A 23,089-nucleotide genomic window follows, 5' to 3' on the forward strand; every position below is an offset into this window, starting at 1 on the left:
GAAGGGGATAAAGGCGGGGCCGGGTACTTCATTCGTACTGCGGTGTAACAAGACAGCGCTGGAATGCCAGGCATAAAAAAACCCCGAACCAGTCGGGGTTTTTTATCGCCCGAAATCAGGCGCGACGTTGGATCAATTAGAAAACGTTGATCGGGTAGTCGGCGAACAGACGGATTTCGTTACCGCCTACGTTGTACTGGTCAGCGTTGTTGGAGACACGCAGCCAGGAGGCGCGAGCACGCAGGCTCAAGTCTTTGGCTGGACCGCTCTGGACCACGTACTTGAACTGGTTCCAGATTTCACGCTCGGTGCCGTCGCCGCGGTTGGTACCGTCGTCGATGTTGGTACCGCGAACGTAGGCAACGTTGTAGGTCAGGCCTGGTACGCCGAAGGTGGCGAAGTCGATGCCGTAGCCAAGCTGCCACGAACGCTCGTCCTTGCCGTTGAAGTCGGACCAGTAGGAGTTGGCCAGCAAGATGGTGTTACCACCGTCGCCGATGCCGCCAGCGTTGCGGTAGCCGCCGTAGAGGTAACCGGTGTCGCCGGTGCTGCGCTGGTGAGCGACGGTGAAGCTGTGCGGGCCGACGGCCCACGTAGCGCCCAGGCTCCAGATCTTGTTGTCACGGGCGTCAGCGTCTTTCTGGTTTTCCAGGGCGAAGCTGCGGTCCAGCTTGGTTTTGTAGCCGTTGAAGTCAAAGGTCAGCGACTGCTTCTCTGGCAGGGCCAGCACGTAGTTGACGTTGACGTATTGCTTCTTCAGCACGTCCTGCATGTCGGAGGCGTACAGCGCGGCCGAAAGGCTCTCGGTGAATTTGTAGCTACCACCGATGTAGTCGATGCTTTTCAGGCGACCGCTGTCGGTGCCTTCCATGCTCTTGCGGGCTTCTTTGGTGAAGTGACCCGCGTCCAGTTGCAGACCGGCGATCTCTTTGGAAACGATCGAGGTACCGGTGTAGGTTTCCGACAACAGACGGGAGTTGTCGTACTGCAGCACAGGCACGGCCGGGAACTGATCACCGTACTTGAGCACGGTGTTGGAAACGCGGAACTTCACGGCAGCGCCGCCCTTGGCCAGGTCGTGTGGTGCCGAGCCAGGGTTGTTCGAGCCATCAGGGTTGGTGGTGCCATTGCCCTGTTTGAAGAAGTCGATACCGCCAGCGCCGGCACGGCCTTTACCGCCGTCCAGTCGAATAGCGTATTGGCCGATCACGTCCACACCCACACCGACGGTGCCTTGGGTGAAACCGGACTCGAGCTTGCCGATGAAGCCTTGGCCCCACTCGGCTTTGTCTTGCTTGCCATTCTTGTAGTCACGGCTGATGTAGGCGTTACGTGCGGCAATGTTCAGGTGGCTGTCTTCGATAAAACCCTTGGACTGATCCTGGTCGTTTGCCATTGCTGTCGATGCGCTCAAAATCCCCAGAGCGATCAGACTCATCCGTTGCTTCAACATTTTCTTGTATTCCTTATTCCTGGTTGAGTACGCGCTGTGACACCAGGCTCCGTGTCGCTTTTTCTGGTGTCGACTGATTCCGGAAAAAAGAAGGCCCGCGGACGACTTAACAGGCCGCGGGCCTTTTTTATTGGATGAGTCATGGCGGTTAGCCACAGGCGTTGGGCGCAATCCTAGTCGCGCCCGGAACTATGTGTCAATTTCGCGAATCGTCTGTATTTAGGCGAAATAATTCTAAGGAAGCGCCTACAGCAGTCCTGTAAGCGACAAAAAACCGCACGCAAAACGGCAAAAAACACATCTCGTAACACATTTCAAAGCCGATACGTTTGGCAATGGATAACGCGCGCAAATGCAAAGCATTACCATTAACGTGCAGTTTTCCTCCCTAACAATTCGGATACATTCCTTCATGCCTGCCCCTCGCCTAACGCCCATCACCCTTGGGCTTTCCGTTCTGCTGTCTGCCGGTTTTGCCTGTGCGGCCACGACCTTGCCCGAAACGTCGATCAGCGCCGAAGCTGACGAAGACGACCCGCGCATCAAGGAAACCAGCACCGCCACCCGCACCGCCACACCTGTGCGGTATGTGCCCCAGGCGATCGACTCCGTGAAAACCGAAAGCCTGCGCTCCTACGGCACCAACGACCTGGGCCAGGCATTGAGCGGCATCCCTAACGTCAGCAGCGGCGCCGACACCCGCTTCGACAGCTTGCGCATCCGCGGTTTCGACGCGAGCAATGACTTCTATCTGGATGGCATTCGCGACGACAGCCAATATGTGCGCGACTTGCACAACATCGAGCGCATCGAAGTGCTCAAGGGGCCGGCAGCCGTACTTTACGGGCGAGGCGGTCAGGGAGGGATCGTCAACCGCGTGAGCAAACTGCCTGTGGCCGGGCATAAATCGAGTATCGAGGCGCAGGGCGGCAGCAACGATCTGCGTAGCTTGTATGCCGACCTCAGCACCGACCCCACCGATAACATCAGCCTGCGCCTGAACATGGGCAACCAGGACAACAACAGCTTTCGCGACGGCGTCAGCGGCAATCGCCAGCTCTTCGCACCGTCCATGAGTTGGCAGCTCACGCCGGACCTTAACTGGCTGGTGCAATACGAATACAGCCGCTACAACCGCACGCCGGACCGTGGCATTCCGGGGGTTAACGGCCGACCAGCCGATGTGAGCCGCAGCACCACCTATTTTGATAACCGCGACTACATCGACGACAAATCCCAGTCGCTGCGCTCCAAGCTGGCCTATGAGCTCAATGACAACTGGCAACTGCGCCAGACACTCGGTGTGTTCAAGCTCGACAGTGATTTCGACAATACCTACCAAACCGCCTACGTGCCGGCGAACAAAAGCGTCACACGCCAACGCTGGCAGCAAGACCTGAACACCCTCAACATCTTCAACAACGTCGAGCTGGAAGGTGGCTTCAGCACCTACGGCCTGGAGCACCGCCTGCTTACCGGCCTCGAACTGGGCAGCCAGCGCCGCGATCCCAAGCTGTACACCGCCACTGCCATCAGTAAAGGCGGTCAGGCCGTACCGAGCCTGGACCTCAACCAACCCAACCGTAACCTCAGCCACACTGGCCGTATGAGCGTGTCGAGTAACAACCACACCGAAGTCGAAAGCCGTGCCCTTTATGTGCAGGATCAACTGCGCCTGAATGATCAATGGCAAGTCCTGGCCGGCCTGCGGTACGACCGCTTTGAAGTCGACACCAAGAACAAATTGCTCAACACCCAACAGGACGTCAAAAGCCACAGCACCAGCCCGCGCTTTGGCCTGGTCTGGACGCCGCTGGAACATCACTCGTTCTACGCATCGTGGAGCAAGACATTTTCGCCTGCGGGCGGTGGCTTGATCGGTATCACCCCCAACGCTGCCGGCAGCGTCAACGACCTGAGCCCAGAGCTGACCAAACAGAAAGAAATCGGGGTCAAGAGCGACTGGCTCGACGACCGCCTGAGCACCACCCTGGCGGTGTACGAGCTGGAACTCTACAACCGTCGCACCAGTGACCCGCTGGACCGTACCATCACCCTGCTCAGCGGCTTGCAGCGCTCACGTGGCGTGGAGCTGACCGCCACCGGCAAGATCGTCGGCAATTGGTATGTGCGCGGCGGTGTCGGCCTGCAGGATGCCAAGGTCGAGAAGGACAACAACGGCTTCGAAGGCAAACGCGTCAGCGATGTAGCCAAGCGCAATGCCAGTGTGTTCATCACCTGGAAGCCAGAGATGGGCTGGTACGCAGAAACCGGCCTGACGCTGGTGGGCGACCGTTACGCCGACAGCCTCAACACCGTCGTATTGCCGGGTTATGGTCGTTGGGATGCGTTGGCCGGGTTTCGTCAGAAGGAATGGGACGTGAGGGCGGCGCTGAACAACATCGCGGATAAAACCTACTACGCGTCGGCGACCAGTGTGGCGCAGATTCAGCCGGGAGAACCGCGTAGTCTGGTGGTGACAGGTACCTACAGCTTCTAGAACTGCACAGTATTCAAATGTGGGAGCGGGCTTGCTCGCGAATACGGTGTGCCAGTCGACACATGTGTGTCTGATGTACCGTATTCGCGAGCAAGCCCGCTCCCACACTTTTGATCTCAGTATTCTTCAGTTCTTCAACACGTCGCACAGCACATGCACTTCATCCTCACTGAACAATCCCGCCGGGTAACGTTCACTTATCACGCAGCGCAAGTCAGGCTGTTGCCTGATCTGTCGCGAGCCGTTTTCCTTCAACCAGAGCGCCAGCGCATGGATCGCGTCGCCGTTGACCCGCGAAGGGTGAAACGTGCGCGTGTACATCAGGTTGATATCGGCATTCATTTCAGCGCTCTCTCCTACTGCGTGAGCGGCTAACTTACTCAAGGTTTATGACAGAACTGCGCAGTCATCGCCTTGGGCCACTGTGACAACGGCGATACAAGAGCTATGCCAATGTCTCGTGCCCATAGGCGTTTGGACACAAAAAAGCCCGCGACCTGTCTGGGTCGCGGGCTTGTTGTGGAGGACTGAACCGATCAACGCCGGTTCATCCTCATAGCGCTGTTACAACTGCACTCAATTTTTGTGCGGGGCCGGCTGTTGTTGGGTCAGGCAGTGGATGTTGCCGCCGCCCAGTAACAGTTCGCGGCCCGGCACCATCACCACTTCATGCTGCGGGAACAGCTCCTGCAGGATGGATTTGGCCTGGCTATCCAGCGGGTCGTCGAAGCTTGGCGCGATGATGCCACCGTTGACGATCAGGAAGTTGACGTAGGAACCCGCCAACCGCACGGTCGGATTGCGTTCCTGGGTACCGTCAACCGGGTCAACGCCGGCGCATTCTTCTTCGGTCGCATACAGCGGGCCTGGGATCGGCATTTTATGCACTGTGAACGAGCGACCCTGGGCGTCGGTGCTGCTTTGCAGCACCTCCATGGCAACGTGGCAGCGCGCATAGTTCGGGTCTTGCGGGTCGTCGGTCCAGGCCAGCAGCACTTCGCCTGGGCGCACGTAGCAGCAGAAGTTATCCACATGGCCGTCGGTTTCGTCGTTGAACAGGCCGTCCGGCAACCAGATGATCTTATCCACAGCCAGGTTGGCGCTCAGCACCGCTTCGATCTCGGCACGGTCGAGGTGCGGGTTGCGATTGCGGTTGAGCAGGCATTCCTCGGTGGTGATCAGGGTGCCTTCGCCGTCGACATGGATCGAGCCGCCTTCCAGCACAAAACCTTCGGTGCGATAGCGCGAGGCGCGTTCGATTTCGAGAATTTTGCCGCCGACCTGGGAGTCGCGATTCCATGGCGAATACAGACCGCCGTCAAAACCACCCCAGGCGTTGAAGTCCCAGTTCACGCCGCGCACTTCGCCGCTGTTGTTGATCACGAAGGTCGGGCCGGTATCGCGTACCCAGGCGTCATCGCTGGACATCTCCACCACGCGGATATTCGGCACATCCAGGCGCGCGCGCGCGTTTTCGTACTGGCCAGCGGAAACCGCCACGGTGACTGGCTCAAAACGCGCAATGGCCTTGGCCACCGCCACATGAGCGGCTTGCGCGGGTTTGCCACCCAGGCGCCAGTTATCCGGGCGCTCCGGCCAGATCATCCAGGTCTGGGTCTGTGGCGCCCATTCGGCAGGCATATGAAAGCCATCGGCGCGGGGGGTGCTGTGCAGGGTGGTCATGGCGATCAGGACTCCGAATGGGGGTGAAGGCCGACTTTATAATGGATAAAAATCGGCTTTAATAGCGACACAGGATAATAACGGGAAAATATTACAACAATTAACCGATAACAATCGGCAAATTACAAATGCTCATCGAGCACCTTCGACAGCATGTCGACGAAAAAATCCACGCTACGCCGGGAGGTGACCATCGGCGGCTTGATCTTGAGGATGTTCAGATAGTCACCGGTGGGCTGCATGAAAATACCCAGCTCGCGCAGGCGATCGCACAGCAAGGTAGTTTCTTCGGTGGCAGGCTCCAGAGTCTGGCGGTCGCGCACCAACTCCAGCCCGAGATAAAAACCCGAGCCATGAACAGCCCCCACTAACGGATGACGATCGATCAGTTCCTCCAACCTTGCCTTGAAATGCCCGCCAACCACCTGGGCGTTTTCCCACAGTTTTTCCTCCTCCATCACGTCCAGCACGGCCATGCCAATGCGGCAACTGACCGGACTGCCTCCCGACGACGAGAAAAAGTAACCCTCGGCCTCCAGCGCTTCGGCGATTTCCCGGCGGGTAATCACCGCGCCCAGCGGCTGGCCATTGCCCATGCCCTTGGCCATGGTGATGATGTCGGGTACCACGCCCTGCTCTTCAAAGCCCCAGAAGAAATGCCCCATGCGGCCGTAACCCACCTGCACTTCATCGGCGATACACACGCCGCCCTGGGCACGAACGAGTCCATACACCTGCTGCAAATAGCCCGGCGGCAACGAAATACCCCCGGCATTCCCATACACCGGCTCGCAGATGAAACCCGCCAGTTGGCGTTGGCTCGCGGCGATTTTCGCCAAGTTGTGTTCCACGCTTCGTACGTAGTCCGGCGCACTGTCCTGCCCACGGAACTCGCCGCGATAGGTATTGGGCGCGGTCACCGGGTGTACCCAGTCCGGGCGACTGCTTAATGCCTGAGGGTTGTCGGCAATCGACGTAGACACCGCATCCGCCGCCACCGACCAGCCGTGATAGGCCTCCAGCACGCTGAGCATGTCGCGCCCGCCGCTGAAGGCCCAGGCCAGGCGGATCGCCAAGTCATTGGCCTCGGTGCCGCTGTTGACCAGGAATACCCGGTCCATGCCTTCAGGCGCCAGCGACAGCAAACGTTCGGAAAATTCGGCAATCGCCGCGTAGTGGAAGCGCGAGTTGGTATTGAGCAGCGACCACTGCCGCGCGGCCACCGCCGCCATGCGCGGATGGCCATGGCCCAGCACAGCGACGTTATTGAGCATGTCCAGGTAGGAACGGCCCTGCATGTCTATCAAGTGGTTGCGCCAGCCACGCTCGATACGCGGCGGGTCAACGTAATAGTGCTTTTGCGAACGGGCGAAACTGGCGTCGCGGCGGGCCAGCAGGGCCTCGGGGTCCAACTCGGGTTCGGCGTCGCAGGCCAGGCCCAACAGCGCGGCCGGCGACGGACACAGCGACTGCCATGCCTGTGCCCGTGACGGCGTGCAGAACAACGGTGCGGGTACGTCAGCACGGCATAGTTGCACGGTGAGTGGGCCTTCGACCTCACCGATCACCTGGCCCTTGAGCACTGCGGCACCTGGCTGCAACTGTACTTTAACGCCCCATAGCCAAACGCTTGCCTCGCTGCTGTGCACCTGAACCTCACCGTTGGCGCCCCGTCGCACAACACCCGCAAACGGCGCTTCAACCGATGTACCCGACGGCACGTGCAGTTCGACATGCAACGGGAACGTCTCTGGCTCATTCGCGCTGTCGGGCTGGGTACGCGACAAACGGTATTGCCCATAACGACTCGCCGCCAGGCCATGCACCGCCGCCGCTTCCTGCAACAAGCGTTGATCGACGCCGGGTTGTTCCCAGTTACCGGCCTCGAAATGTGGGCTGAGCACGCCCAGGTCGATCAACGCAAACTCACGCCCAACCAACCCTGGCAGCAACGGCGCAAAGCCCTGGCTGGCGATGGGTGCGGGCGCCTGCCCGACGCACCCCAGAATGGCCGCCTCCATTAATTCAAACGGCACTGACGTCGCTACATGGAAGATTTCCCACTCATGTTCAGCGTTTTTCAGCAGGTAACTGTTATCCGGATCCAGGCGTTGCTGCTGCTCGCTGCTCAATACCAGCACCGCCGCACGGGCGACGATCAACGGCCACAGCGCCCGCAATTCTTCGTGCTGCAACGGCATCACCGCGTGACACGCTTGAATCGCCGGCAAGATCGCAAAGGGATCGCCCTCGGCATGGTGCAGCAGCGCGGCGCAGGTCACCGACAGGTCGGCAATGCGCCAGGTATGCACCAGGTCGCCGAAGTCGATCACGCCCTGAACCTGCCAGTGCCGTTGCGCATCGCGCTGCCACACCACGTTGTCGTCGGTGATGTCCATATGCACCGCCTGCCACGGCAAGTGATCGGCCAGGGGGCGGATACGCTCCTCGACCTGCTCAGCCACTTGCTCCAGTGCCGCGCGATGCGGGAGGTTTTCCAGCGTCGCCAGCAGATGCTTGATCAATGCCTGGGCATGGCGCGGGTCCCACTGCAGCGTGCGCGCAAGGCCCGGATGCTCAAACCGCGCCAGCGCCTGGCTCATCCGCCCACACAGGTCACCAAACCCTGCGATCACCCCACGCCCCAAGTGAGGCTGATGGGTCAACGGCTGGCCATCGATGTAATCCAGTACCCGCACGTGCAGGGCTTGGCCGTCGAGGGTCAGGGTCAACAACTCTTCCCCCGTCAAAGACTTGATGACCTTGGGTACGCGCACAGCCTGCAGGCTGTTGAGCGCCGCGTGCTGGGCGTGCAGCTCAACAGCGTCGTAGTCGCCCCGGCAGATTTTCAGAACAAACCGGCCGCGGGGGCTGTCGACTTTGTAGTTGAGGTCTTGCTGGCTGCCCAATGATTGCAAGGTGCCAGTGAGGTCGTAATGTTGCTTGAGCAGTTGAGCCGCCTGATCGGAGCCCACTTGCGGGCAGGGTAGGCTGGCGCGATGGACCAGAGTGGCGAGCGGCATTGTGACGACCTCGATTTTTTTAGGCGTCTATATCGCCATTGTTCTGGTGGATAACGCAACCCCTACGCATACCGCGCTTGCACCACCTCGCCACACAACTCAAGCTATGCTCCATTCGCTTAATGTCCGTATAAGGAAAAGGCCCTCCGACATGCGCATTCTCATCACCGGTGGTGCCGGTTTTATTGGCTCTGCCCTGATCCGACACCTGATTCAACACACTGAGCACGAAGTCCTCAACCTGGACAAACTCACCTATGCGGGCAATCTGGAGTCGCTGACCAGCATCGCGTCCAACAGCCGTTATGAGTTTGTCCAAGCCGATATCATCGATCAGGCCACTGTCAGCGCCGTACTGGAGCGCTTCGAGCCCCAGGCGATCATGCACCTGGCGGCAGAGTCCCATGTGGACCGCTCGATTGATGGCCCCTCGGATTTCATTCAAACCAATATCGTCGGCACCTACAGCCTGCTGGAAACCGCTCGCGCCTACTGGCAGAAATTGGCCGAGCCCGCCAAAGGCAGCTTCCGTTTTCATCACATTTCCACTGACGAAGTGTACGGTGACCTGCACGGTGTGGATGACCTGTTCACCGAAACCACGCCCTATGCGCCCAGCTCGCCGTACTCTGCGAGCAAGGCCGCGTCCGACCACCTGGTACGCGCATGGCAACGCACCTATGGCCTGCCGGTGCTGCTTACGAACTGTTCGAACAACTATGGGCCGTTCCATTTTCCCGAGAAGCTCATCCCCCTGGTGATCCTCAACGCACTCGCGGGCAAGCCATTGCCGGTCTACGGTGATGGCTTACAAGTACGTGACTGGCTGTTCGTCGAGGACCATGCCCGCGCGCTGCTGAAAGTGGTAACCGAGGGTGTCGTCGGCGAAACCTATAATATCGGCGGCCACAATGAGCAAAAAAACATCGATGTCGTGCGTGGCATCTGCCAATTGCTGGAAGAGTTGGCCCCCCAACGCCCCAGCGGCGTCGAAAAATTCGCCGACCTGATCACGTTCGTCAAAGACCGCCCCGGCCACGATCAGCGTTATGCGATCGACGCCAGCAAGATTGAACGTGAGCTAGGCTGGGTTCCTGAAGAAACCTTCGAAACCGGTTTGCGCAAAACCGTGCAGTGGTACCTCGATAACCTGGAATGGTGCCGTAGGGTCCAGGATGGCAGCTATCAGGGCGAACGTTTAGGCAACACCGACTTTAAGGATTTGATCGCATGATGAAGGGAATCGTATTGGCCGGCGGTTCCGGCACCCGTTTGCACCCCATTACCCTGGGTGTGTCCAAACAACTGTTGCCGGTGTATGACAAGCCGATGATCTACTACCCGATCTCGGTGTTGATGCTGGCGGGTATCAAGGAAATCCTGGTGATTTCCACACCCGTGGACCTGCCGCAATACCGCAACCTGCTCGGCGATGGCAGCCAGTTTGGCGTGCGTTTCAGCTACGCCGAGCAGCCCACCCCGGATGGCCTGGCCCAGGCGTTCATCATCGGCGAGGAATTCATTGGCGATGACCCTGTGTGCCTGATCCTGGGCGACAATATCTTCCATGGTCAGCATTTCGGTGAACAACTGCTTGGGGCGGCCAAACGGCCATCTGGCGCTACCGTTTTCGGTTACTGGGTCAAGGACCCTGAGCGCTTTGGCGTGATCGATTTCGACAGCGCGGGCCGTGCCCTCTCCATCGAAGAAAAGCCGGCGAAGCCAAAATCCAGCTACGCGGTGACCGGCCTGTATTTCTACGACAACGACGTGATCAAGATCGCCAAGGCGGTCAAGCCTTCGCCTCGAGGGGAGCTTGAGATTACCGACGTCAACAACGCCTACCTCAAGCGCGGTGACCTGCATGTAGAGCGTTTTGGCCGTGGGTTTGCCTGGCTCGACACAGGCACCCATGACAGCTTGCTGGAAGCCTCGCAGTACGTGCAGACCATCGAGCACCGCCAAGGCCTGAAAGTCGCCTGCCTCGAAGAAATCGCCTATGAAAACGGCTGGATCGACCGCGACCACCTGCTGGAACGTGCCAAGTACTTCGGCAAGACCGGTTATGGTCAATACCTGTACTCGCTGGCCGGAGAAAACCAGTGAACGTCATTGAAACCTCACTGCCCGGCGTGCTGATCATCGAACCTAAAGTGTTCGGTGATGAGCGTGGCTTCTTCTACGAAAGCTTCAACGCCCGGGCTTTTGAAGAGGCAACGGGTCTCAAGCGTCACTTCGTGCAGGACAATCACTCGCGCTCGCAAAAAGGCGTGCTGCGCGGCCTGCATTACCAACTCGAACACACCCAGGGCAAACTGGTGCGTGTCACCGCCGGTGAAGTGTTGGACGTAGCCGTCGATATCCGCCGAAGCTCGCCGAATTTCGGCCAGTGGGTAGGTGTGCGCTTATCGGCCCAGAACCACCGCCAACTCTGGGTACCGGAAGGTTTCGCCCATGGATTCGTGGTACTGAGTGAACACGCCGAATTCCTGTACAAAACCACGGACTACTACCAGCCCAGTGCCGAACGCTGCATCCTGTGGAATGACCCGACATTGGCCATCGACTGGGAGCTGAGCGAGGCGCCACAGTTGTCCGCCAAGGACCAGGCGGGTAAACCCTTGCTGGAAGCCGACCTGTTCCCATGAAGATCTTGATCACCGGCCAACATGGCCAAGTCTCCCGCGAACTGCAACTGCGCCTCCAAGACCTGGGCGAGCTTATCGTCCTGGGACGCGACCAGCTTGACCTGGCTGACGCAGACCAGATCCGCCAGCAAGTGCGAGCCCATCGCCCAGGCTTGATCATCAACGCAGCAGCCCACACTGCCGTCGATCTGGCCGAAAGCGAACCGGACGCTGCGTTTGCCATTAACGCCATCGCCCCGGGCATTCTCGCTGAGGAAGCCAAGGCGCTGGGCATCCCGCTGATCCACTATTCCACCGACTACGTGTTCGACGGCAGCAAACCTGCGCCTTACACCGAAACCGACACGCCCAACCCGCTGGGCGTCTACGGCCAAAGCAAATTGGCGGGCGAGCAGGCGATTACGGCCGTCGGTGGCGAGCATCTCATTCTGCGCACCAGTTGGGTCTACTCCAACCACGGCAAGAACTTCCTGCTGACCATGCAGCGCCTGCTGCAAGAGAAACCGCAGATGCGCATCGTCGCCGACCAGATCGGCGCGCCAACGTGGGCCGGCAGCATTGCCAACAGCACGCGTGCGTTGATCGAGCGCTGGCAAGCAGGCGAACCGGGGGAATGGGGCATTTATCACCTGACCGCCGGAGGGGAAACCTCATGGTTCGGTTTTGCCCAGGCCATTGGCAAGCACCTGCGCGAACAGGACAAAGCCTGCGCCGAACTGGAGCCCATCCCTTCCAGCGCTTATCCGACACCCGCCCAGCGTCCGCTGAACTCGCGCCTGGACTGCAGCCGCCTGCTGCAGCAATGGCACGTCAGCCAGCCACACTGGCAAGACGCATTGCGCGAGTGTCTTGCACAGCAGCACTAGGCATAATGCGCCTGTACCCACAGGCGCACGACTCCCATGACTCCACCCCTCCCACGTAGACCCCGCTGGCGCAGCCTCGCCTTGTTGGCGTTGTGCCTGGCACCGCTGCTGTGGCCGCTGGAGCACCTGGCCGAGCGTTATTACCGCAGCGAACTGGCCGGCCAGAACCGCCAGACCCTCGACCTGTACGTGGCCAACCTGCTCGGGACCCTGCACCGTTATGAAGTGCTGCCGCAGATCCTCGGCGACTTGCCGGCCTTGCGCACCGCGCTGGATGCGCCTGGGGTGAGCACCAACCTGGTCAACGCCAACCTGCTGCTCAAGGACGTCGCCGCCCAGGCCGGGGTGGAGGTGATGTACCTGATGGACACCACCGGCAAGACCCTGGCCGCGTCCAACTGGGACAAGCAAGACAGCTTCGTCGGGCGCAACTTCTCGTTTCGGCCTTATTTCAGCGAAGCCATGGACGGGCGCCTGGGGCGGTTTTTCGGGTTGGGCACCACCTCGGCCAAGCGCGGTTACTTCTTCGCCGCCGCCGTGCGCGATGGCGATACGATCATCGGCGTGCTGGTAGTCAAGGTCGACCTGGACCACACCGAAAGCCTGTGGGGTAACACGCCGGAACAACTGCTGGTCACCGACCACAATGGCGTGGTGATCCTGACCTCGCGCCCGCAATGGCGATTCCGCGCCACCCGGCCACTGACCGCTGAAGAGCGCCAGGCCATCATCGCCATCCAGCCCTACCCGACTCGCGACCCGCAGCCGCTGAGCCTGAGCAACACCGCCTGGCTGCGCCAATCCACGGCCATCGCCGAGACCGGTTGGAACGTGGAGATCCTCGCACCGCGCTCACTGATCAACCGCCCCGTGCGCACGGTGGTTGCAGTCGGCGGCGCCACGCTGTTGGTGTTGATGTTGCTGCTCGGTCTGATGATGCAACGTCGCCGCCATTACCTGGAACGCATTGCGTTCGAAGCCAAGGCCCGTCGCGAGCTGGAAGCGCGTGTGGTCGAGCGGACCAGTGATCTGGAAGGCCTCAACCGGCGCCTGAAGCAGGAAGTGCTGGAACGTGAACACGCCCAGCAGGAGTTGGTACGCGCCCAGGATGACCTGGTGCAGGCAGGCAAGTTGTCGGCACTGGGCACCATGTCGGCGAGCATCAGTCATGAACTCAACCAGCCTCTGGCGGCGATTCGCAGCTATGCAGAGAACGCTGAAATCCTGCTCGACCATGAGCGCACCACCGATGCACGGGGCAACCTCAAGCTGATCAGCGAACTGACCGGTCGCATGGCCTCGATCATAGCCCACCTGCGCGCCTTTGCCCGCCGCGACCGCCATGCGCCCGAGAGCGTGGCCCTGCAACCGGCGCTGGACGATGCACTGGCGTTGCTCGCCAAGCGGCGGCGGTCGATGGAGGTGGAGCTGATTCGCGATTTGCCCGAAGCGACCTTGTGGGTACAGGCCGGTGAAACCCGCCTGCGCCAGGTGCTGGGCAACCTGCTGGCCAACGCCCTCGACGCCCTCACTGAAAAAGGCCCGCCGCGTAAACTCTGGCTGAGTGCCGAAACCACCGAACAGGGCGTCAACCTGTACATTCGCGACAACGGCCCGGGTTTTTGCATGGAAGCCCTCGGCCGCGCCAGCGAGCCGTTCTACACCACCAAGACCCGCACTCAGGGCCTGGGGTTGGGGCTGGCGATCTGTGACACCCTGATGCGTGCCTTTGGCGGCGAACTGCTGTTCGCCAACCACAAGGAAGGCGGCGCGCTGTTAACCTTGAAATTGCGTGCCGGTGCGCCGGGCGTCAGTCTGCAACCGTCCGAGGACCGCAGTGTATGAGTATCGATAACCAGATTCAGGTGGTGTTGATCGACGACGATCCACACCTGCGTCAGGCCCTGTGCCAGACCCTGGACCTGGCCGGGCTGAAAGTCCTGACCCTGGGTGAAGCCACTGGCCTCACTGCGCGCCTGTCGCGGGACTGGCCGGGCGTGGTGGTCAGCGACATCCGCATGCCCGGTATGGACGGCCTGGAGCTCCTCGCCGAACTGCACGGCCAGGACCCGGACCTGCCTGTGCTGCTGATCACCGGCCACGGCGACGTACCACTGGCGGTACAGGCCATGCGCGCCGGGGCCTATGACTTCCTGGAAAAACCGTTCGCCAGTGACGCCCTGCTCGACAGTGTGCGCCGCGCCCTGGCCCTGCGCCGCCTGGTGCTGGACAACCGCAGCCTGCGCCTGGCCCTCAGCGACCGTCAGCAACTGAGCACGCGCCTGGTCGGCCACTCGCCGCAAATGCTGCGCCTGCGCGAGCAGATCGGCGCACTGGCCGCGACCAAGGCCGATGTGCTGATCCTCGGCGAAACCGGTGCCGGCAAAGAGGTGGTAGCGCGCGCGCTGCATGATTTGTCGAGCCGTCGCAGTGGCCCGTTTGTAGCGATCAACGCCGGGGCATTGGCCGAGTCGGTAGTGGAGAGCGAACTGTTCGGCCACGAGCCCGGCGCCTTCACCGGCGCGCAGAAACGCCGTATCGGCAAGTTCGAATTCGCCAACGGCGGCACCTTGTTCCTGGATGAAATCGAAAGCATGAGCCTGGATGTGCAGGTCAAGCTGTTGCGCCTGTTGCAGGAGCGGGTGGTGGAACGCCTGGGCGGCAATCAGCTGATCCCGCTGGATATCCGCATCATCGCCGCCACCAAGGAAGACCTGCGCCAGTCCGCCGACCAGGGCCGCTTCCGTGCCGACCTGTATTACCGCCTCAACGTCGCGCCGCTGCGTATTCCGCCGCTGCGCGAGCGTGGGGAAGATGCGTTGATGCTGTTCCAGCACTTCGCCGATGAAGCCAGCAGCCGTCACGGTTTGCCGCTGCACGAACTGCAACCGGGCCAGCGCGCACTGCTGTTGCGCCATAGCTGGCCGGGCAATGTGCGTGAGCTACAGAATGCGGCAGAACGTTTCGCGCTGGGCCTGGAGCTGGCGCTGGATAACACGCCGGACAATCCATCAACTGGCGTACTGACCTCTACGCCCGGAGGCCTGAGCGAGCAAGTCGAGCAGTTCGAAAAAAGCCTGATCGCCGCCGAACTGACCCGTCCCCACAGCTCCATGCGCAGCCTCGCCGAAGCCCTGGGTGTACCGCGCAAGACCCTGCACGACAAGCTGCGCAAGCATGGCCTGAACTTCGCCAACCAAAGCAGCGACGATGAATGACAGCCCCCACCCGCCAAGAGGCCCCCATGAGCCGCGACAGCCGTTACCTGGAATCCATCCTGCACCACGACATCCCCCTCACCCGGGAAATGGGCCTCAAGGTGCTCGACTGGCAACAGGGGCGGCTGGAACTGCATTTGCCCTTGCAGGCCAACATCAACCACAAGAGCACCATGTTCGGCGGCAGCCTGTACTGCGGCGCAGTGCTGGCGGGATGGGGCTGGCTGCACTTGCAGTTGCGCGAAGAAGGGATTGAAGACGGGCATATCGTGATTCAGGAAGGGCAGATCAGTTATCCGCTACCGGTCACGCGGGATGCGATCGCTATTTGCGCGGCGCCGGAGGAGAAGGTGTGGAAGCGGTTTGTGGCGACGTACAAGCGTTATGGCCGCGCGCGGCTGACGCTGGAGACCTGGATTGTAAATGAGGGGAGTGAGGAAAGAGCAGTGGCTTTCACCGGTCAATACGTCCTGCACCGGTAGCCGCCACTGCACAAAACCAAATGTGGGAGCGGGCTTGCTCGCGAAGGCGGTGTGTCAGATACATTCAGTGACTGACACTCCGCCTTCGCGAGCAAGCCCGCTCCCACAGTTTGATCTGCTGTGGCCTTAAGAGCGAGCCAGGGTCAGCAACCGCTCACGCCATGCAGCCTTGGCCGGCAACGCCAGGAAGAACGGGTTCAACAACGATGCCCGCGCCGGATAGCTAAACGGTTCACCGCTCAACTCCAACACCTCGCCTCCCGCCCCTTCCAGCACGCCCTGGGCGGCGGCGGTGTCCCACTGTGACGTCGGCGCCAGTCGCGGGTAGCAATCCGCACTGCCTTCGGCCAGGAGGCAGAACTTCAACGAGCTGCCGATATTCGCCAGCTTCAATGCGCCCAGGCCTTTGCTCAAACCGTCCAACAGACGCTCCTGCTCGGGGCTGGAATGCCGACGGCTGGCCACTACCGTAAACGACTCGCCCGCTGCCGGTGCCTGGCGCACCTGGATCTGCTTGGGTGCCTCATTCACATCCGAACGCCAGGCGCCCAGGCCGGCGCCACCGAAATAGCAACGACCGCTGGTGGGCATCGACACTACGCCGAACACCACGCGGCCCTGTTCGATCAGGGCGATGTTCACGGTGAATTCTTCGCTGCCGGCGATAAATTCCTTGGTGCCGTCCAATGGGTCCACCAGCCACCAGCGCTGCCAGCCAGCGCGCACGCTCTGGTCGATGTCGGCGTCTTCCTCGGACAGCACCGGAATACTTGGGTCCAGCGCGGTCAGACCCGCCAGGATCAGGTGATGAGCGGCCAGATCTGCTGCCGTCACGGGCGAATCGTCGGCTTTGGAGGTCACGGCCACGTCGGCACGCCAGAACGGCAAAATCACTTCACCGGCCTGACGAGCCAGTTCAATCACAGGGGCAATAAACGGGTGGCCTAAAAACAGTTCGCTCATGCGGTAAACGCTCCACGCTGGGTCAACAGGTCTCGTACCAGGTACAGCGCGGCCAGGGCGCGGCCTTCGCTGAATTGCTCGTTTTGCGCAAGCATCGACAGCTCACGCAGGTTGACCCGGTCCACACGCATCGGCTCAGGTTCATCGCCTTCCAGGCGTTCTTCATAGAGATCGGTGGCCAATACCACCTGGATTTTCTGGCTCATGTAGCCAGGCGACAGCGACAGTTCGGTGAGGTGTTCCAACTGCCGCGCGCCATAGCCAGCCTCTTCCTTGAGCTCGCGGTTGGCGGCGGCCAATACGTCTTCGCCGGGCTCGATCAAGCCCTTGGGCAAGGACAATTCATATTCGTCGGTGCCACCGCAGTATTCTTCCACCAGCAACGCATGGTCCGCGTCGATCATCGCCACGATCATCACCGCGCCGTAACCGGCACCGCGGCCCACCAGACGCTCGTAGGTCCGTTCAACGCCATTGGAAAAGCGCAGTTGCACTTCCTCCACGCGGAACAAACGGCTACTGGCGACTATTTCGCGGGCGAGGACGGTGGGTTTCTGGCGCATGAGCGGCTCCTTGGCGTGATCGGGTTACTATACCGTGGCTTTTCCGATTGTCTGTGTCGGATATCTTTACTTACATGAGAACGCCCCATGCCCTCTTTGCCCTGGCACGCCATCGACACTGTCCTGCTGGACATGGACGGCACCTTGCTCGACCTGCATTTCGACAACCACTTCTGGATGGAGCACTTGCCTCAACGCTACGCCGAACTGCACGGGGTGAGCCGGGCCATGGCGGAGATGGAGTTGCAGCCCCTGTTCGAGCGTAACGCCGGACAGTTGCAATGGTACTGCCTGGATTTCTGGAGTGCGGAACTGAAGATCCCGGTACGCGAACTCAAGCTGGAAACCGCCCACCTGATCGCCCTGCGCCCGGACGCTGACACCTTTCTGGCGGCGATCAAACAGGCCGGCAAACGTGTGATCCTGATCACTAACGCTCATCGTGATTCGTTGTCATTGAAGTTGGAACGCATTGAACTGGCGCCGTATTTCGAACGATTGATCAGCTCCCATGATTACGGTTTCGCCAAGGAAAACCCGCAGTTCTGGGATGCCCTGCAAGCCGACATCCACTTCGACCCGGCCCGCAGCCTGTTTATTGACGACACACTGCCGATCCTTCGTAGCGCCCGGGACTTTGGCGTGGGGCATTTGCTGGCGGTGAAGGAACCGGACAGCCAGAAGGGGCCAAAGGACACGGCGGAGTTCGCAGCAGTCGAAGACTATCGAGATCTTATTGCCGGACTCTAAACCCATGTGGGAGGGGGCTTGCCCCCGATAACGGTGGATCAGAGACACATTCAGTGACTGACACACCGCCATCGGGGGCAAGCCCCCTCCCACATTTCGTCCTGCGTTTTACTCAGGAATACGCAAGATCTGCCCTGGGTAAATCTTGTCCGGGTGCGACAACAGCGGCTTGTTGGCCTCGAAGATTTTGTTGTACTGGTTGGCATTGCCATACACCGCCAGGGAGATCGCGCTCAGGGTGTCGCCCTTTTTCACCTCGACGAAACGGGCGGCAGCCACGGCCGGGCCGGGTACGGTGATCTGGTCATCAACACTGGCCACACCGACGATATTACCTACCGCAAGAAGGACTTTTTCTTTCTCTTCCTGACTGGCAACTGTCCCGGTAAGCGTGACCTTGTCGCCCTCGACGGTGGCGTGAACGTCGGGGTTGCCCAGGCCGACTTTCTCAATATGTTTTTTCAGGTCCTCACTCGCGTTGGCGTTACCCGGAGTCAGCAGGTCAATCAACTTCTCGCCCGCTTCCTTTACAAAGCTAAAAATACTCATAGTGCGCTCTCCTTGGGATTTGATTTCCAGATGCCCAAGACTAGACCAGTCCTACAGATTTGGGTTCCAGCCCGACCAAAGACCCAAACGCGCTAGAATCCCCCCGCCATTGGAATAAGCCCTGGAGCGAAGATGGACATCAAACAGCTGAAATTCCTCATCGCCCTCGACGAAACCCGTCACTTCGGCCAGGCGGCGGCGCGTTGCCACATCACCCAACCGACGCTGTCGATGCGCTTGCGTAACCTTGAAGAAGAGCTTGACCTACCGTTGGTCAATCGCGGCCAGCGCTTTGAAAGCTTTACCGCACCGGGCGAGCGCGTATTGGCATGGGCACGCACAGTGCTGGCCGCCTATGACGGCTTGCAGGCCGAGGCGGCAGCCTGTCGCGGCAACCTGGTGGGTACGTTGCGCCTGGGCGTGGTGCCGCTGTCGAGCTTTGATCCTTTGGCATTGATGCAGCAACTGCATAAGGAACACCCAAGCCTGCGCTTCGAGCTGTCGGCCCTCAGCTCGGAGCAGATTCTTGAACAACTGGCGAGTAACCGGCTGGACCTGGGCGTGTCCTACCTCGAACGCCTGGACAATGAGCGCTTCGACTCTCTGGCCTTGGGCGAAACCCGTATGGGCCTGCTCTACGACCAGCGCTTCTTCAGCTTCGGTGATACGCCGTTGAGCTGGGAGGCGCTGATCGAGTTGCCGCTGGGCATGCTCACCAGCGGCATGCACTTTCGCCAGTCCATCGACCACAACTTCCACAGCCGTGGGCTCAACCCGCAACCGCTGCTGCAGACCGACGCCGTCCATCAATTGTTACAAGCCGTGCACGGTGGATTGTGTTGCGCGGTCATGCCACTAGATGGCGGCCTGGACGCACTCACCGAGCACCTGCGGCTGCAGCCGATCGAAGACGCCCACACCCTCGCGCGCCTGGGGCTGATCATGCGGCGCAGCGCCCCGCGCTCCGCACTGGCCGAGGCGTGTTTCGCGCTGTATCAGAAATCGCAAAACCAACCTTGATCGACGTCATCTATCGGTAGATCAGTACTGGCAATTAGACGCGACGCTTTGTCGCGCCTAGTCTAAACACTGATCAATCCGCCGGTGGTACTGCCCCATGAACGCCAAGCGCCCAGTCTGCGCGGCGCCCGCTCTCGAAACGCCAGCGCCCGCCGCCAGCCAGAGCTACCAGTATTGCAATCTCGAACACACGGAATCCGCCACCACCGCCTTGGCAGAAGAAGTGGCGTTGGCGATTGCCTACAACGACATCAGCCAAGCGGTGATGCTCGTGACGCCAACGGACCTGGAAGACTTTATAGTCGGTTTCAGTATCGGTAGCGGCATTATCGCCGACGTAAGCGATATTTATGACCTGAAACTCAGCGGTTCGGGCTCGACCCAATACGCTCAGGTGCAAATCTCCAGCCGCGCCTTCTGGAACCTCAAGCAGCAGCGCCGCCAGTTGGCCGGCACCAGCGGCTGTGGCTTGTGTGGCGTGGAAGCCGTTGAACAGGCCCTCCCAGACCTCCAGGTATTGCCCGGCGCACCCTTGCCGCCCGCCGAATGGCTGGATGGCCTGCGCCAACGCATCAGCGCCTTTCAACCCCTGGGCCAATACAGCGGCGCCGTGCATGCAGCGGTGTTCATGAACGGCCAGGGCGAGTTGTTGCTCGGCCGGGAAGACATCGGCCGGCACAACGCCCTGGATAAATTGATCGGCGCCTTGATCCGCCAAAAGATTCCGACCGAAGGCGGCCTGGCGATTGTCACCAGCCGTTGCAGCCTGGAGTTGATCCAGAAAGTCCTGCGCGCGGGCATCCAGACCCTGATCAGCCTGTCTTCACCCACCGGCCTGGCCCTGCAATGGGCCCGCCGGCATAACCTCAATCTCATCCACCTGCCGCAGAAAAGTGCGCCGCGGGTCTACAGTCCTGCGATGGAGAATCAGCCATGAGCCAGCACCACCAAGCCGACCAAACCCCAACCCCGCGCTACAAGCCCTACAAGGGCCCGGCCGGCGGCTGGGGCGCACTGATCAGCGTGGCGCAGGCCTGGCTGACCAGCGACAACGCGCTGAAAAACCTGCGCATGATGCTCAAGACCAACCAGAACGGCGGCTTCGATTGCCCTGGCTGCGCCTGGGGTGATTCCCCGGAAAGCGGCATGGTCAAGTTCTGCGAAAACGGCGCCAAGGCGGTGAACTGGGAAGCCACCAAGCGCCGCGTCGACGCGGCGTTCTTCGCCAAACACAGCGTGACTGCCCTGCTGGAGCAAAGTGACTACTGGCTGGAATACCAGGGCCGCCTGACCGAGCCGATGCGCTATGACGCCGAAACCGACCGCTACCAGCCCATCAGTTGGGAAGCGGCCTTCGACCTGGTCGGCAAGCACCTCAACGCCCTGCCGAGCCCGGACATGGCCGAGTTCTACACCTCGGGCCGCGCCAGCAACGAAGCGGCGTACCTGTATCAGCTGTTCGTGCGCGCCTACGGCACCAACAACTTTCCCGACTGTTCGAACATGTGTCACGAAGCCAGCGGCGTTGCCCTGGCGCAAAGCGTGGGCGTCGGCAAAGGCACCGTGACCTTTGATGACTTTGAGCATGCCGATGCGATCTTCGTCTGGGGCCAGAACCCCGGCACCAACCACCCACGCATGCTCGAACCGCTGCGCGAGGCGGTCAAACGCGGCGCTCAGGTGGTGTGCATCAACCCGCTGAAAGAGCGCGGCCTGGAACGCTTCCAGCATCCGCAACATCCACTGGAAATGCTCACCAACGGTGACAAACCGACCAACACCGCCTACTTCCGCCCTGCATTGGGTGGCGACATGGCCATCCTGCGCGGCATGGCCAAGTTCCTGCTGCTGTGGGAGCGCCAGGCCCAGGCCGAAGGCAAAGAAGCCGTGTTCGACCACGACTTCCTCAACGAACACACGGCCAACGTGCTGGAGTACCTGGGCAAGATCGACGACACCTCCTGGGATGAAATCGTCGAACAGTCCGGCCTCACCCTGGTCGAGATCGAGCAAGCGGCGCGCATGTACGCCAAAGGCAAGAACGTGATCATGTGCTGGGCGATGGGCATCACCCAGCACCGCCATTCGGTGCCGACCATCCAGGAAATCGCCAACCTGATGCTGCTGCGCGGCAACATCGGCCGCCCAGGCGCCGGCTTGTGCCCAGTGCGTGGCCACAGCAACGTGCAGGGCGACCGCACCATGGGCATCAACGAACGTCCGCCCGTGGCGTTCCTCGACTCCCTGGAACGTCGCTTCCAGTTCCAGGTGCCGCGCGTCAACGGCCACAACGTGGTCGAAGCGATTCACGCCATGCTTGAAGGCCGCTCCAAAGTGTTTATCGGCCTGGGTGGCAACTTCGCCCAAGCCACGCCGGACAGCCCGCGCACCTTCGAAGCCCTGCGCAATTGCGACCTGACCGTGCAGATCAGCACCAAGCTCAACCGCAGCCACCTGATGCACGGCAAAGACGCGCTGATCCTGCCGTGCCTGGGCCGTACCGACATCGACATCCAGGCCGACGGCCCGCAAGCGGTGACGGTGGAAGACTCGTTCAGCATGGTCCACGGCTCCAACGGCCAGTTGCAGCCGCTGTCGAAGCTGATGAAGTCAGAGCCTGCGATTCTGGCCGGTATCGCTGCCGCCACCCTGGGCAGTAAGCCTGTGGATTGGAACTGGCTGGTGGCCGATTACGGCCGCATCCGCGACCTGATTGCCGATACCATCCCGGGTTTCAAGGACTTCAATGAGAAGATCAAGAATCCGGGTGGTTTCTACCTGGGCAACTCCGCCGGCGCACGCCGCTGGAACACCCCGTCGGGGCGCGCCAACTTCCGTCCGAACATCCTGCCCAAGGACCTGATCCACGAGCGCACCCACGCGACGGGCAAGGTGCCGGACCTGATCATGCAATCGATGCGTTCCCACGATCAGTACAACACCACCATCTATGGCCTGGATGACCGCTACCGTGGGGTCAAGGGCCAGCGTGACGTGCTGTTCGTCAACGAGGCCGACATCATCCGCCTGGGCTTCAAGCCGGGGCAGAAAGCCGACATCGTGTCGCTGTGGGAAGACGGCCGCGAGCGCCGCGTGAAGGGCTTTACCCTGCTGGCGTTTGATATTCCGGCCGGGCAGGCTGCGGCCTATTACCCGGAAGTGAACCCGCTGGTGCCGCTGGAAAGCACCGGGGATGGCAGCCATACGCCGACGTCGAAGTTCGTGGCAATTCGGTTGGAAGCGGCAAGTGACAATGGCCTGATCATGGCGCGCTCTGCATAAACCTTCGGGCACAAAAAAGGCCGCTTTTGCATAAAAGCGGCCTTTCCGAAGTAGTTAAAGACTCACAAAAACGACTTAAGTTCCCCAGC

The 23,089-nt window shown here is 60.7% G+C and carries 19 protein-coding genes; 12 read left to right on the plus strand and 7 right to left on the minus strand.

Going from position 1 to position 23,089, the window contains the following annotated elements; genetic code table 11:
- Positions 1 to 136: 136 nt before the first annotated feature.
- Complete coding sequence (locus WH299_RS10380) at positions 137 to 1,453, minus strand: OprD family porin (protein WP_010214034.1); 1,317 nt, start codon at positions 1,451 to 1,453, stop codon at positions 137 to 139.
- 412 nt (positions 1,454 to 1,865) lie between these two features.
- Between WH299_RS10380 and WH299_RS10385 the strand changes: the two genes are divergently transcribed.
- Positions 1,866 to 3,953, plus strand: a complete 2,088-nt coding sequence (locus WH299_RS10385; RefSeq protein ID WP_339550217.1) for a TonB-dependent receptor — start codon at positions 1,866 to 1,868, stop codon at positions 3,951 to 3,953.
- Positions 3,954 to 4,079: 126 nt separating this feature from the next.
- On the opposite strand, the gene WH299_RS10390 is transcribed toward WH299_RS10385, so the two are convergent.
- From WH299_RS10390 to WH299_RS10400, 3 genes are all read right to left on the minus strand, one after another.
- The gene (locus WH299_RS10390) at positions 4,080 to 4,295 is read right to left on the minus strand and encodes a hypothetical protein (protein ID WP_123475301.1); all 216 of its coding nucleotides are present in this window, start codon (positions 4,293 to 4,295) and stop codon (positions 4,080 to 4,082) included.
- A 234-nt stretch (positions 4,296 to 4,529) separates the two neighbouring features.
- Positions 4,530 to 5,636 carry an agmatine deiminase gene (gene aguA, locus WH299_RS10395; RefSeq protein WP_339550220.1) on the minus strand — a complete coding sequence of 369 codons (1,107 nt, stop codon included), beginning with the start codon at positions 5,634 to 5,636 and terminating at the stop codon, positions 4,530 to 4,532.
- 122 nt (positions 5,637 to 5,758) lie between these two features.
- Positions 5,759 to 8,659 carry an aminotransferase gene (locus WH299_RS10400; protein ID WP_339550221.1) on the minus strand — a complete coding sequence of 967 codons (2,901 nt, stop codon included), beginning with the start codon at positions 8,657 to 8,659 and terminating at the stop codon, positions 5,759 to 5,761.
- Positions 8,660 to 8,810: 151 nt separating this feature from the next.
- Between WH299_RS10400 and rfbB the strand changes: the two genes are divergently transcribed.
- Genes rfbB through WH299_RS10435 form a run of 7 tightly spaced genes read left to right on the plus strand, consistent with a single transcriptional unit; the run spans position 8,811 to position 15,873 of the window.
- Positions 8,811 to 9,893, plus strand: a complete 1,083-nt coding sequence (gene rfbB, locus WH299_RS10405) for a dTDP-glucose 4,6-dehydratase (RefSeq protein WP_339550222.1) — start codon at positions 8,811 to 8,813, stop codon at positions 9,891 to 9,893.
- On the plus strand, positions 9,890 to 10,765 hold the full coding sequence (gene rfbA, locus WH299_RS10410) for a glucose-1-phosphate thymidylyltransferase RfbA (RefSeq protein WP_339550224.1): 876 nt from the start codon (positions 9,890 to 9,892) through the stop codon (positions 10,763 to 10,765). The genes rfbB and rfbA overlap by 4 nt, the downstream gene beginning before the upstream one ends.
- Positions 10,762 to 11,307 carry a dTDP-4-dehydrorhamnose 3,5-epimerase gene (rfbC, locus tag WH299_RS10415; protein ID WP_122730345.1) on the plus strand — a complete coding sequence of 182 codons (546 nt, stop codon included), beginning with the start codon at positions 10,762 to 10,764 and terminating at the stop codon, positions 11,305 to 11,307. Before rfbA ends, rfbC begins: the two co-directional genes overlap by 4 nt.
- A complete protein-coding gene (gene rfbD, locus WH299_RS10420) occupies positions 11,304 to 12,173 on the plus strand; it encodes a dTDP-4-dehydrorhamnose reductase (protein ID WP_339550225.1) in 870 nt (289 codons plus the stop codon). The genes rfbC and rfbD overlap by 4 nt, the downstream gene beginning before the upstream one ends.
- A 36-nt stretch (positions 12,174 to 12,209) precedes the next feature.
- Entirely contained in the window at positions 12,210 to 14,018 is a 1,809-nt protein-coding gene (locus WH299_RS10425; RefSeq protein WP_033898706.1) for a sensor histidine kinase, read from the plus strand.
- Positions 14,015 to 15,391, plus strand: a complete 1,377-nt coding sequence (locus WH299_RS10430; RefSeq protein WP_126569729.1) for a sigma-54-dependent transcriptional regulator — start codon at positions 14,015 to 14,017, stop codon at positions 15,389 to 15,391. Before WH299_RS10425 ends, WH299_RS10430 begins: the two co-directional genes overlap by 4 nt.
- A gap of 26 nt (positions 15,392 to 15,417) precedes the next feature.
- Complete coding sequence (locus tag WH299_RS10435; RefSeq protein WP_122730341.1) at positions 15,418 to 15,873, plus strand: YiiD C-terminal domain-containing protein; 456 nt, start codon at positions 15,418 to 15,420, stop codon at positions 15,871 to 15,873.
- A 126-nt stretch (positions 15,874 to 15,999) separates the two neighbouring features.
- Here the strand turns inward: WH299_RS10435 and cysQ are convergent, their stop codons facing one another.
- On the minus strand, positions 16,000 to 16,836 hold the full coding sequence (cysQ, locus tag WH299_RS10440) for a 3'(2'),5'-bisphosphate nucleotidase CysQ (RefSeq protein WP_339550227.1): 837 nt from the start codon (positions 16,834 to 16,836) through the stop codon (positions 16,000 to 16,002).
- Positions 16,833 to 17,399 carry an ADP compounds hydrolase NudE gene (gene nudE / locus WH299_RS10445; protein WP_016979064.1) on the minus strand — a complete coding sequence of 189 codons (567 nt, stop codon included), beginning with the start codon at positions 17,397 to 17,399 and terminating at the stop codon, positions 16,833 to 16,835. The genes cysQ and nudE overlap by 4 nt, the downstream gene beginning before the upstream one ends.
- An 87-nt stretch (positions 17,400 to 17,486) precedes the next feature.
- Between nudE and yrfG the strand changes: the two genes are divergently transcribed.
- Positions 17,487 to 18,149, plus strand: coding sequence for a GMP/IMP nucleotidase (yrfG, locus tag WH299_RS10450; RefSeq protein WP_126569735.1), 663 nt, complete (start codon positions 17,487 to 17,489; stop codon positions 18,147 to 18,149).
- 108 nt (positions 18,150 to 18,257) lie between these two features.
- Here yrfG and lysM read toward each other — a convergent pair whose 3' ends face one another.
- Entirely contained in the window at positions 18,258 to 18,698 is a 441-nt protein-coding gene (gene lysM / locus WH299_RS10455; RefSeq protein ID WP_122730335.1) for a peptidoglycan-binding protein LysM, read from the minus strand.
- A gap of 132 nt (positions 18,699 to 18,830) precedes the next feature.
- Between lysM and WH299_RS10460 the strand changes: the two genes are divergently transcribed.
- The 3 genes from WH299_RS10460 (at position 18,831) to WH299_RS10470 (ending at position 23,000) form a co-directional block, all read left to right on the plus strand.
- On the plus strand, positions 18,831 to 19,718 hold the full coding sequence (locus tag WH299_RS10460; protein ID WP_323623247.1) for a LysR family transcriptional regulator: 888 nt from the start codon (positions 18,831 to 18,833) through the stop codon (positions 19,716 to 19,718).
- 97 nt (positions 19,719 to 19,815) lie between these two features.
- Positions 19,816 to 20,655 (plus strand): formate dehydrogenase accessory sulfurtransferase FdhD, encoded by an 840-nt coding sequence (gene fdhD, locus WH299_RS10465; RefSeq protein ID WP_339550228.1) that lies wholly within the window; start codon positions 19,816 to 19,818, stop codon positions 20,653 to 20,655.
- Positions 20,652 to 23,000 carry an FdhF/YdeP family oxidoreductase gene (locus WH299_RS10470; protein ID WP_028615315.1) on the plus strand — a complete coding sequence of 783 codons (2,349 nt, stop codon included), beginning with the start codon at positions 20,652 to 20,654 and terminating at the stop codon, positions 22,998 to 23,000. Before fdhD ends, WH299_RS10470 begins: the two co-directional genes overlap by 4 nt.
- Positions 23,001 to 23,089 lie beyond the last annotated feature (89 nt).

Origin of the sequence: Pseudomonas sp. MYb541, from assembly GCF_037479595.1 — a bacterium.
In the GTDB taxonomy this organism is placed as follows: domain Bacteria; phylum Pseudomonadota; class Gammaproteobacteria; order Pseudomonadales; family Pseudomonadaceae; genus Aquipseudomonas; species Aquipseudomonas canadensis.

Excerpts from the sequence above, each read along its gene's own strand:
- WH299_RS10380 (WP_010214034.1), bottom strand. The coding sequence starts at position 1,453 with ATGTTGAAGCAACGGATGAGTCTGATCGCTCTGGGGATTTTGAGCGCA.
- WH299_RS10385 (WP_339550217.1), top strand. The coding sequence starts at position 1,866 with ATGCCTGCCCCTCGCCTAACGCCCATCACCCTTGGGCTTTCCGTTCTG.
- WH299_RS10390 (WP_123475301.1), bottom strand. The coding sequence starts at position 4,295 with ATGAATGCCGATATCAACCTGATGTACACGCGCACGTTTCACCCTTCG.
- aguA (WP_339550220.1), bottom strand. The coding sequence starts at position 5,636 with ATGACCACCCTGCACAGCACCCCCCGCGCCGATGGCTTTCATATGCCT.
- WH299_RS10400 (WP_339550221.1), bottom strand. The coding sequence starts at position 8,659 with ATGCCGCTCGCCACTCTGGTCCATCGCGCCAGCCTACCCTGCCCGCAA.
- rfbB (WP_339550222.1), top strand. The coding sequence starts at position 8,811 with ATGCGCATTCTCATCACCGGTGGTGCCGGTTTTATTGGCTCTGCCCTG.
- rfbA (WP_339550224.1), top strand. The coding sequence starts at position 9,890 with ATGATGAAGGGAATCGTATTGGCCGGCGGTTCCGGCACCCGTTTGCAC.
- rfbD (WP_339550225.1), top strand. The coding sequence starts at position 11,304 with ATGAAGATCTTGATCACCGGCCAACATGGCCAAGTCTCCCGCGAACTG.
- WH299_RS10425 (WP_033898706.1), top strand. The coding sequence starts at position 12,210 with ATGACTCCACCCCTCCCACGTAGACCCCGCTGGCGCAGCCTCGCCTTG.
- WH299_RS10430 (WP_126569729.1), top strand. The coding sequence starts at position 14,015 with ATGAGTATCGATAACCAGATTCAGGTGGTGTTGATCGACGACGATCCA.
- WH299_RS10435 (WP_122730341.1), top strand. The coding sequence starts at position 15,418 with ATGAGCCGCGACAGCCGTTACCTGGAATCCATCCTGCACCACGACATC.
- cysQ (WP_339550227.1), bottom strand. The coding sequence starts at position 16,836 with ATGAGCGAACTGTTTTTAGGCCACCCGTTTATTGCCCCTGTGATTGAA.
- nudE (WP_016979064.1), bottom strand. The coding sequence starts at position 17,399 with ATGCGCCAGAAACCCACCGTCCTCGCCCGCGAAATAGTCGCCAGTAGC.
- yrfG (WP_126569735.1), top strand. The coding sequence starts at position 17,487 with ATGCCCTCTTTGCCCTGGCACGCCATCGACACTGTCCTGCTGGACATG.
- lysM (WP_122730335.1), bottom strand. The coding sequence starts at position 18,698 with ATGAGTATTTTTAGCTTTGTAAAGGAAGCGGGCGAGAAGTTGATTGAC.
- WH299_RS10460 (WP_323623247.1), top strand. The coding sequence starts at position 18,831 with ATGGACATCAAACAGCTGAAATTCCTCATCGCCCTCGACGAAACCCGT.
- fdhD (WP_339550228.1), top strand. The coding sequence starts at position 19,816 with ATGAACGCCAAGCGCCCAGTCTGCGCGGCGCCCGCTCTCGAAACGCCA.
- WH299_RS10470 (WP_028615315.1), top strand. The coding sequence starts at position 20,652 with ATGAGCCAGCACCACCAAGCCGACCAAACCCCAACCCCGCGCTACAAG.